This window comes from Deltaproteobacteria bacterium, from assembly GCA_016874735.1.
Lineage (GTDB): Bacteria > Bdellovibrionota_B > Oligoflexia > Oligoflexales > CAIYRB01 > CAIYRB01.
On record VGTI01000047.1, the window covers coordinates 16,945 to 27,417 of the forward strand.

General features: G+C 52.9%; 10 protein-coding genes. 3 read left to right on the plus strand and 7 right to left on the minus strand.

What is annotated here, in order from left to right:
* Positions 1-3 precede the first annotated feature (3 nt).
* Both FJ146_15405 and FJ146_15410 read left to right on the plus strand, forming a co-directional pair.
* Complete coding sequence (locus tag FJ146_15405; protein ID MBM4253355.1) at positions 4-456, plus strand: hypothetical protein; 453 nt, start codon at positions 4-6, stop codon at positions 454-456.
* Between the two features lie 8 nt (positions 457-464).
* Positions 465-1,265: a hypothetical protein gene (locus FJ146_15410; protein MBM4253356.1), complete on the plus strand. Its 801-nt coding sequence runs from the start codon at positions 465-467 to the stop codon at positions 1,263-1,265.
* 39 nt (positions 1,266-1,304) lie between these two features.
* Here FJ146_15410 and FJ146_15415 read toward each other — a convergent pair whose 3' ends face one another.
* The 4 genes from FJ146_15415 to FJ146_15430 all read right to left on the minus strand — a co-directional run bounded on the left by FJ146_15415 (position 1,305) and on the right by FJ146_15430 (position 8,165).
* Entirely contained in the window at positions 1,305-2,285 is a 981-nt protein-coding gene (locus FJ146_15415; GenBank protein MBM4253357.1) for a hypothetical protein, read from the minus strand.
* An 883-nt stretch (positions 2,286-3,168) separates the two neighbouring features.
* A complete protein-coding gene (locus FJ146_15420; GenBank protein ID MBM4253358.1) occupies positions 3,169-6,093 on the minus strand; it encodes a hypothetical protein in 2,925 nt (974 codons plus the stop codon).
* 99 nt (positions 6,094-6,192) lie between these two features.
* Positions 6,193-7,317 carry a DUF2786 domain-containing protein gene (locus FJ146_15425; protein MBM4253359.1) on the minus strand — a complete coding sequence of 375 codons (1,125 nt, stop codon included), beginning with the start codon at positions 7,315-7,317 and terminating at the stop codon, positions 6,193-6,195.
* A gap of 32 nt (positions 7,318-7,349) precedes the next feature.
* Positions 7,350-8,165 carry an enoyl-ACP reductase gene (locus FJ146_15430; protein MBM4253360.1) on the minus strand — a complete coding sequence of 272 codons (816 nt, stop codon included), beginning with the start codon at positions 8,163-8,165 and terminating at the stop codon, positions 7,350-7,352.
* Positions 8,166-8,268: 103 nt separating this feature from the next.
* On the opposite strand from FJ146_15430, the gene FJ146_15435 reads away from it, so the two are divergent.
* A complete protein-coding gene (locus tag FJ146_15435) occupies positions 8,269-8,643 on the plus strand; it encodes a DUF423 domain-containing protein (GenBank protein MBM4253361.1) in 375 nt (124 codons plus the stop codon).
* On the opposite strand, the gene FJ146_15440 is transcribed toward FJ146_15435, so the two are convergent.
* The 3 genes from FJ146_15440 to FJ146_15450 form a co-directional block, all read right to left on the minus strand.
* Positions 8,594-9,430: a hypothetical protein gene (locus FJ146_15440; GenBank protein ID MBM4253362.1), complete on the minus strand. Its 837-nt coding sequence runs from the start codon at positions 9,428-9,430 to the stop codon at positions 8,594-8,596. The genes FJ146_15435 and FJ146_15440 overlap by 50 nt on opposite strands.
* A complete protein-coding gene (locus FJ146_15445; GenBank protein ID MBM4253363.1) occupies positions 9,423-10,088 on the minus strand; it encodes a hypothetical protein in 666 nt (221 codons plus the stop codon). The genes FJ146_15440 and FJ146_15445 overlap by 8 nt, the downstream gene beginning before the upstream one ends.
* A 53-nt stretch (positions 10,089-10,141) precedes the next feature.
* The coding region (locus FJ146_15450) for a glycerol kinase (GenBank protein MBM4253364.1) at positions 10,142-10,473 on the minus strand (332 nt) is incomplete at its 5' end.

Sequence of the window (10,473 nt, forward strand, 5' to 3'; positions counted from 1 at the left end):
CCGATGAAAAGCATGAAAAAGATTAATCGCGTACAGCCGATTATCAAGATGAAGAAGACGCGTGTTGATAATGAGGCTGCCATACTTGCTGAAATCAATAAGGCCAAGGTTGAAGCAGTGGCTGCGATGCGTGATAGTCAGCGCCAGTACATGACGGGTGTCGACGAGCTCAATCGCATCAGGACCTCGACTAAGCGCGATAACATTGACACGATTGAGTCCGGTCTCGATCATGTTAAAGCGCAGTGGTACGCATTTTACCGCAAGGTTCAAGAGCTCGAGAACAAAGAGCGTGCGCAACTTGCACGCTTGAATGAAGCCGAGCGAGAGCTGAAGGCTATCGAGCGCCTGCAAGAGCGCTATACGATCGACTACAAAAAAGAAGTGGGCAAGGCCGAGCAGAAGATGCTCGATGAGATCGCACTACGGCAGTTTGTCAGTCAAAATAAGTCCTAGGGATACGTATGAGCTTCAACCAAAGTAAACAACCCGTAAATCAGATCTGGAAAGCCATCATCGCGGCCAAGATCGTTATACTCATGGTGCTTTTTGCCGTCTCTGGTGGGGAGGTTAGATTTGGTGATCTCCCCCTCTTTGCTAAGGGCGACGCTGAGGAAAAGAAAGGCGAAAAAACCGCATCTGCTGAAGCATCTGCCGACGCCAAGGGCGAGGCCAAAGATGACGTTAAGACTGAGGCCAAGAGTGACACCAAGGACGGAGCCAAGCCGCGGCAGAGTTTTCTTTCTAATCTCCTCGAGCTTCCCGAATTAAATCCTGATTCGATAAAAAAAGAAGAATTAGGTAAATACCTCGATATCGCTGAGCGTAAAAAGCGCCAGATTGAGGATAGGCTTTCTAACCTCGCGCGGCGCGAAGAGCAACTCAAAGGTCTCGAAAAATCGATCGACGAGAAGCTTAAAAAACTCGACGAGGAGCGCCGCTATTTCGCCGAAACTATCCAGAAAGAAAAGGACCTGAAGGGCGAACGTTTGGATAAGCTCATCACGTTATACGCCAAGATGGAACCAAAGAAAGCAGCTCCGGTCATCGAAAAGCTCGATAAAGACCTAGTGGTCGAGCTTTTTAAGCAGCTGCCGCAGAAACAAGTCACGGCCATTCTCGAGGTGATGCCAGCCGATAAGTCGGTATCGCTCAGCGAGTACTACGGACGCGTGCGTTCGATGCGCGAATATGATGTCTTGAAAGAGATGAATCAGTCCCTGCGCAAAGAGTTTGACGAGTGTAAGGGTATGCCCAAGAACTAAATTAGTGTAGAGATATGTGGGAAATTGAGTTCTTTTAATTCAGCCAGCCTCATTTGGTTCACTCGCATGACCTGTCTCAGGTCGCATGGTCCGCGCAATTATAATGACCGCCAAGATAGCGGCAGCAAAGCCACTAACAGACGATAGCGAAGGTTTGATAACAAGCGGTCCGAAAATCACAAGAGGAGCGAGCGCTTTCGCTCCAAACTCGGCAATAGCAATTGATGTTACGGGCAGCTTTTTTACTCCATAGAAATAAATGGTTAGGCATCCAAAATTGGCGAGTCCGATTAAGGCGTACCTCCACCAGTCTACACTTATGCTGCCAAACATTGACGCGAAGTCAGTGCCTTTGGGTGCGAGTTGTTGTGTAATTAGAACTGATAAAATAGCGGCTAAGATCGATCTGACTGCCGCTAAATTTATTGGACTTATTTTTGTGGTCGCCACCTTTCCAGTCACAGAATTGAGAGATCCGAATACTACGGAAAGGGACATATAAATGAGGGATTCGCGGTTAAATCCTTCCACGAAATTCCCAACGGGAGCAGCACCAAAGGCCGTTAAATATGATCCCAGCAGTAGAACAAAAAGTGCTAGATAGTGCGGTATACTTGGTTTTTCACGTAGCATGGCATAAGCGAATATAAACGTGATCACTGGTTGTAATTTTTGAACGATCACGGAGCCAGTTAGATTGCCGAGTGGAACCCCATTTGGCATAAGTGCCAGCATGCTAAAATAGATGGCGAACACTGGGCCAGACCACGAAGTTACAACAATATTCAGAACATCGACGGAATTTAACTGTTTTAGCTCCGCGCGTCGACTCCATGCTACCGGTATCGAAATTAGCGCAGAGGCAAATAAGAGTAGGGCCATCAGTACTAGCGGTGGCAAGTTCGTCATGTTTTGAGTGCGCATTAATGATGTTAGGCCAAGAAATACTGTAGACATTACGACAAGAAGCAGGGCTGAGGTCCAACCCTTTTGCGTCGCTGATATTTCACTTTTCAACATCAAATGACTCCAGCAGTGCGCTTTAGCGATTTAGTACTGAGTGAACACCGATCAATAGCGTGCATTGCATCCACTATCTGAAAAGTAATTACTGCCGTTGGGGCTCCAACCACCCCAGCTTCCGCTAACCGTGTTACTACTGACGCTGCATGAGCGCGAAGTCGTTCCTCCATAATCACAGCTATAAGCGGTACCGTAACAAGTGTCGTAACAAGTTCCATAACAAGTGTTGTAGCAAGTTGTGGGACAGCTTTGGCATTGTATACCGAAAATAGGCCACCACATACATTCGCAACTTACGTAGCAAGTGTAAGGGTTGCAGTTATACGGGTTACATGAATATGGATTACAGTTGTAAGAATAAGTGTATGGGTTGGAAACCCAAAAGTTCATGGATTGGGATGTTGGGTTCTGGGTACAGCTGGAATAAGCATAGCTGCCGTTAAATCCTCCACAACTACCGTTGCTACAGCTTTGTACCTGGGTTTCGGCATAGCACGGAGTGGGACAAGTTGTTGCCGAGGTGTTGTAGCGGGTCCGATAGGCTGCGCATGATTGGTTACTAAAGGATCCGCTGTAGGGTTTCTGCGTGCCATTGATGCACTGAGAATACTGAGTCTCATAGTCGCAGCTCGAGGGCTCTGAGACACTCCCGGCTAGGTACATTTTGCGAGACGCGTAGTACCCATTAAAAATACTCCCACAATTACGACCACTCATCATCATTGGCGAGAAACCAATCTGCGAAAGACTCTGTGACGCGAGCGTCACAGCGGCGAAGGCAATACCGATCCAAATTAAAAGCAAAGCTCGCATGGTCAATGTGCTCCCAACTCCAGTATATCAGCACCCTGATCTCGTCATGCTCTAAAATTCCTCGGTATTATTGGAATCCTGGTGTCCATGTCACCCAGACTCTTGTTCCACCCTTTACCATTGCAAGCACGGTGTCCATGCCCGCGGTCACGTTAACAGGACAGGCTGGGTTGCATCTAAATGTGAGTCCTGGGCTACTAAGTGTATAGTTTCCACCTGTAGTATTGGTGATGATTAATGTGTATCCTGCACCATCGACCAAATTACTCATAGAAATATTCCCAGCGGCTACACTCGTTGTCTGGATATTACCGTTGTTCCAATCAATGGAACCGGTTGCGTTAGAGGTAAAGGAGCCCGCAGCTTGACCGCCAGATACCTGTAGCTTCACTGTTGGTGCCGAGTTGCCTATGCCGACGTTGCCTACGGAACTCGTTCCGTTATGTGCAAGTATCACGTTGCCGTTTGATGCAGCAGATCCTGTGCCAGGGCCGCCATAGGCATAAACGTTGCCGCCACTGTTTGCTGCGGTTATACCGTATCCGGTACCTCCGGTAAGGTACAGCGAACCGCCATTTTGTCCCGACACACCGCTCTGCTGAGCTGTACCCGATTGGATAGTTAGGCTGTTGCCAGCTATGTTGCTCGTAGTAGTTGCTACACTAATCTTCCGGTTAGCGCCTTGTGAAATCATGATGTTTCCAGTAACTTCCAGCGTGCTACCCGGAGCCGTAGTCCCTATCCCGACGTTGCCATTGTAGATAGTCATGCGCTCAGCACCCATCTGACTGAAGCCGATAGAGTCATCGGCATCGTTGTTGGTGCCAATCATCAATTTTGTTATTTCACCCGTAGTCGAATAATAGCGTATGAAAGCCTCGTCTCCGGCACCACTGCCGGGATCGGTTGGGAAGTATATCCCAGAGGATGGGGAGTTGCCCACCGAGGGGCGTATAGCGCCACCGCTCACTTCAAATCTTGCAGAAGGTGCCGTCGTCCCAACCCCAACATTACCGCTACCAGTCACCACAAACTTACTGGCGCCGTTCACTTGCAGATCAATCAGTTGTCCCATAAAGCCGTTAGCGGCGTTGACACCCACACCAGTACCACCCGTGGACCATGCATTGGATGTCGCACCACTTGGTTCGATCAAAAGTTGAGGTTTGGTCGTAGTCGTCGTGCCCCCATTGAACCAATTGCCCGTGATGGATGCTGCTGGTGACGAGGCACTTCCCGCGGCATTACTGGCGATCGTGGTGAAACTACCAGAGTTGCGCGTTACGGAGCCAATGGCACCAGGAAGCCCCCAGTTGACTGCAGAAGAGTTGAGGTTGGTGATCTGATTACCGTCGCCAACGAGTGCAGTAGCTTTGACCGTTCCGTTAACTTCAAGTTTTTGCGTTGGGTTCGTAGTGCCAATGCCAACGTTGCCATAACGGTCAAGTCGCATAACTTCGTTCGCTGTAGTACCGACGCTCCACGAGAAATAGCTACCGCCGCCTGTGCTGGCAAAATTGAAATTACTTGATTCCGTGGATGATAAGTACCCCAGCGTGGCTTGGTACAACCCGTCACTTGCACGAGCAAACGAAATTTTCCCTGCGCTGTCAGTCATGCCCAATCGCAGCTGCGGTTGGCCTCCCTGGATGTCGAGAGCGCTGTTAGCACTGGTGGTGCCGATACCGATATTTCCAGCGACCATGAGGCCGCCCGTCATCGTGTCTCCAGCTTTACTGACTTTGAGCGCGGGATCCTCAGTTGCGTCGATTTTGATCCCGCCAGATGAGTTGGTTACGATCATGCCAGTGCCGGCAGTCAGCGTTGCAAGGCTATAACCTGCGCCGTTACCGATAAGAAGCTGTCCATTAGTCGGAGTGGTCGATGTCGCTGTACCACCACGATTAATCGGCAGTGTCCCGAATACTTCGGCCGTGAGATCGATGTCAGAGCCTTGGCTGGCCGCGGTTATCCGACCTTGCGCGTCGACGGAAATGTTGGCGCGCGGGTAGTACCCAGGAACGACAGTCGTGTTGGCAAGGCTAATTTGACCGCTCATGGTGATCGGTCCACCGACTAATCCTGGGCCCGTCGTAACTTGGGTTACAGTGCCGGATCTAGGTGTGATCCAATTTAGATTGCCACTACCGTTTGTGCTTAGGACTTGTCCATTAGTGCCGATTGAGTTGGGAAGCGTCCAAACCAAGTTTGCCGTCAAGGCATCGGGTGATCTCAGCCCCACATAGTTGTCCCCGTTGGCACCAAGCTCGCTGAACCGAAGTTCTCCAGTGCTACCAGGATTAGTAGCGAACGGCTCGATGGAGATGGCTTTTTGTCCCGACGTATTTAGCCCAGCGATATCAAGAGTTGAACTCGTCGTAATTTTGTCCTGTTTCGCATCGAATCGTTGCCAATCGTCTTTGCTCAAATACCCATCCACGGTGCTGCCGGCAGCGCCTTTCAAAGCGACGGATGTGCCCAAAATTCCGCTTAAGCCGTCAACCTTCGTGATTGGTATCGATTTCACAGCGAGGAGACCGCTGGTGTTGAATTCCACGGTGCTGTTGTCGACTGGAACGCGCAACGCCAAGGGCACCGGTAGCAATCTCTGCCGCGGATAGGCTTTGCCGTTTGCAGTCACTTGAACGTAAGCGGGCTCTGCCCCGTTGCTAAACACCGTATCTATATCACTTGGCGCCAACGTTAAGTCGACCGTAAACAGGCCCTGGACAAGCTCTACGCTGCCTAATTGCAGGGTAGGCCCTATGGGCTCGCCATCGGTGGCTGCCCTGTAGAAATTGATGACAAGTTCTACGGGTCCAGTCATCGGTGAGCCGTTTGCGTTAGTGAGGCGGCCCGAGTAGTTAAGATTCTGAGTGGCCAGAGCCGGGTTCGGTGCTGCAATAAAAAAGAACGTGCCGACAAACCCGCGCTGGACCAGCTTCAGGCATGCTCCTTTTATCACCCGACCTATGTCAGAGATCCGACTCATTGGGTAATTCCCCCTGCCGGAATCTTGCGTTAACTGATTGCTCCTAAAGTCCTTTTCGACATAATGGGTCGTAAACTTTAGGGCGATTTTTATGGGGCTTTAGGTGATTAAAAGCCCTTTGTTTCCGGAGCGTTGCGTAACCCCTCGGTGCAGGTTTAAATCACTACCAGCCCGCACCCCAGCATCGTAGGTCGAGCGGTCGCCCCGGACGCCACTGGTGCGCCGCGTGCTAAGTCGTGGATAGCGGTCGCCAACAAAAACGTCCAAGGCCTGGTCGGCAAGTTTGATCAGAGCTTTGGTCTCAGTTGTACTCAGATGACTACTTGCGTCAGTCGGACAGTGAGCCGCTTTCCTCAGCTTGCTACTGAATCCTGACAGCACGCCGATCATGTACGAGCGACGTGCCTTAGCTGGGGCGGACTTGTCTTTACGATAGGTAGCCCATAGCGAGTCCAACTGATTGCGGAGAAAGTGATAGACGTACTCAGCCATCAGCACATTTTCCCGCGTACCAAGCAGCTCGACAGCTTTGTAAGTACAGAGATCACGCTGATCGTATTGATCGAGAAAAATAGCGCGCACAAAAAAATGCTCGGTTAAAACGCCGAAGATCATCGACTCCTCAGCGCTGATCTTTTTTTGCTTACGCGACATCACGCAGTAAACGTGAGTGGACTGACGCCGCGCCTTGACGGCTTCGAGATTGTACTGCGCGTAGAGTTGCCTAACGCGCTCCATGGCCAGAGCGGCTTCGTGCTCGTTGGTGGATCCGGCCAGAGCGAGCAGCTTCTCGGCCCGCTTAAGGAGACGTTCCTCTTCAGTCCCTAAAGCCCGGTCACGCCAACTTGGAATCTCGGTCGGTAATTCTCCCGATGCAGCGCGCGCCCAGTCAGCGACGCCCAGCATGTCACACCCTTGTTGGAACGCCGTGCCGTGCGGGAGACCTCCACCACCGAGCAACTCGTCGGCGATCTGGTGCGCCATCTCGTGCTTCAAGATCTCGATGACGATATCCCACGCATGCTGCTCAATCAGGCGGCGGCTGACCGTCAAGCGACGGGTGGTCCGCGTCCATTGACCCCAAACCGACGTCAGGGCCTCGACGGCAATGACCGGGGTGGCGAGGGACACGCGAAAGTACGAGCAAATATGCTCGTACTCCCGATAAAGCTGCTCCGTCCAGGCCCGAGTCAAATCTAGTTTGATATCCTCAGGCCTTAACATCGGAGACTCCTCAATTCATTAGTGTCACAGCATCAATACTGTTTGACGCGATCTTCAACATACTCGTGGCTGCCCATGATGCTGTAGCCGCAGTCGACATGCAAGACTTCGCCAGTGGTACCGGACGACAAGTCACTCAGTAAGAAACCGGTGGTCTTGCCGACATCATCCTGGGTGATGTTGCGCAACAGTGGTGCACCGCGTGCATGGGAGTCCAGCATGCGCGAGAAGTCGCCCACGGCCGATGCCGCCAGAGTCTTCATCGGGCCAGCGCTGAGCGCATTAACGCGAATGCCCTTAGGACCAAGATCAAAGGCGAGGTAACGCGTCGCCATCTCGAGCGCCGCCTTACAAACACCCATCATATTGTAACCATCGATGACGCGCTCGCCGCCGTAGTACGACATGGTGACCAGTGAGCCGCCCGGATTCATAATTTTAGCGGCAGCACGCGCCACAGCGATAAAGCTGTAAACGCTGATATCCATCGCTGTCTTGAAACCCTCGCGCGATGAATCTAGGGTGGGGCAGCGCAAGTCTTCGATCGGAGCAAAAGCAATCGAGTGCAGAACGAAATCAAGAGGACCAAAAGATTCGCGCACCTCATCATAAAAGCGCGTGATCTCCTCATCGCTCGAGACGTCACAGGGGCGCACGAATTTGACGTTGAGTGGCTCGGCCACGCGTTGGATCCGACGCGCCATCCTGTCCCGACCGTCTTTGTCCGGTAGGTGACTGAATCCCAGCTCGGCACCTTGTTCTGTTAGAAACTTGGCAACGCCAGTAGCGATCGAATATTCGTTCACCACTCCCATGATGATGCCGCGCTTGCCGCTGAAAATTCCCATAGTGCATCCCCTTGAGTTGGTCAGCTTGTTTAGAGTAAACCTGCAGTACGATACAGTAGACCTACGCAGGGGCTCTACAAAAAAGCGGTGAGGTACCGATACCATGGAATGGACTTATTGGGTAGCGATTGGCGCCGTCTCTGGGGCTTTAGCTGTGGGCTTTGGAGCCTTTGGCGCGCATGCTTTGAGGCAGCATTTAACCCCCGAAAATCTTGCGGTTTTTGAGACTGCTGCAAGATATCAAATGTACCATGCACTGGCCCTGATAGCGGTCGGACTACTCGGGGTCAAAGTCGACTCGTTGGCGATCCGCGTTGCCGGCATCGCCTTCACCGCAGGTAGCGTGCTTTTTTCCGGTAGCCTCTATGCGCTGGTATTTACGAATATACGTGCACTCGGCATCATCACGCCCATTGGCGGACTAGGATTCATCGCTGGCTGGTTGGCGCTGGCTTTTGCCGCGTTGAGGCCAGTCTGATCAGCGATTGGGGTGCGGCTGCCGTCACCATCAGAACCGATAGTGTGGCGGCCATAACCCACCACTTGCCATGCAAAGACGCGGCAAAGTGTGCCGCCAGAATATTGCCGAACGATGCCTCCGGCTCCTGAATCCCAAAGCCTAGATAACTGAGTGTGGCCTCGACGATCACTGCCGCGCGCAACTTATATCCTAGACTCAGTGCTAATTCCTGCGTCCAGGCTGAACGTATGCCGTAGCGCCAGATGCGTCCAAGCAACGTGCCTCCTAGCGCTTCATGCGCCGTCCAATATCCGAGTCGCCTCGATTCTTCGATGTGATTTGCTAGCTGCAAATATGACTGCAAAATAACGCTAACGCCGAGGGCGAGGAGCACGGCTTTTAGGTCTGCCTCCTCAAGCACGACGGCCAGAGCGAAGGTTATTAGTGTGAGCGGTATTGCTCCGACTATGGATGCAACAAGATTGACGCCATGCCGGAGTATTTTGCCAAACTTGGTATGCGCCTTAGCCACTAACATCAAGGCCAGCAAAGTCCCAATACTCACGCCCGTGAGTACTGTGAGCCACAGTGGCAATGCCGCATCAGCGATCGCGCGCGCGAGGCGCACGAGCAGATCGCGTCCCAGATGATCCGTGCCCAGAGGATGCGCCCAACTTGGCATCTTTTGTGTGAGGCGCAGGTTGATGCGGTCCTCTAGCCATGTCCCCCATCGCGGCACAGTGATGCAAGCGAACAAACAAATGATGCCGCTATCGAACAAAACTTGCCTGCGACTTCTAGCCATAGGATTCCAGTCTCCGGCCTAGCCATCGACTTGCGCCCGTCGTCATGCCCACAGCTAAAGCGTAAAGCAAGATCAGTCCTGCAACGGCTGTCAGGAGGCCCAAATGATCACGCTGACGCGCGGCATTCCAGGCGGACAGGCCAAGGCCTGGAGCGTTAAATACGGCCTCCACGATCATCAGCTCGCCGTAAAGCCATGGTAGGCACTGGGCCCATGCCGCAAGAAAGCTCTTTATGATCACCAAGCGGCGCACGGCGGATTCACGCGAGCTACCGACGGCAAGCCTGGCCGTGGCGAAAGGCTGACGTTGCCAATACTGGTACTGTACAGCAACGTTGCGCCATAGTGATCTGGCCAGGCCGCTTGCGATCACGAGTGCGCTAGCCGGAGCCGCGGCGGCGCTGAGGTTGGCTTTGAAGTCAGCGTCAAACGCAGAGGGAAATAAAAGATTCACGCCAAACAGGTGGAAACTTAGCACGAGCATCACCGGCGCTAACACCAGGCCAGGCAAGATGACGCCCTGGTCTAGATCGAAGTTCGTCCGCGCTTGCCCTACATTCTGGCGCACGGCCCATACATAGGCGAGCGCCGTCCAGGCCACCGCTAGTGCCAGGCACCAAAGCAAAATCAAGATCGTCGTCAGGTAAGAGTCTTGCATGCGTCAAGTATCGCATTTGCGCCCGTTAATGCCAAACGGCACGCCTCACTAGACTATGGTGTCGCCGTGCCAGCAAATACCTGCACCGCCTTGACCGCGCGATGCCAGCCTGCGATGTGAAGCGCTACGGTTGCCTTTTCATTCGGGGTCGAGGCCGGCGAGAATATATGCTCGGTCCTCCGCACGCGGCGCATAGGCTCTAGCCCTGCGTAAAGGCCGATGCCAAGGCCCGCGAATAGGGCAGCGCCAAAGGCGGTGGTCTCAAGGTTGACGGGGCGATCAACGCGGATGCCTGCGTAATCGGCCTGAGCCTGCATGAGCAGACTATTGGCGGCAGCACCGCCATCGACCCGGAGGACCTGCAAGGGGCTACCGAGATCACGCG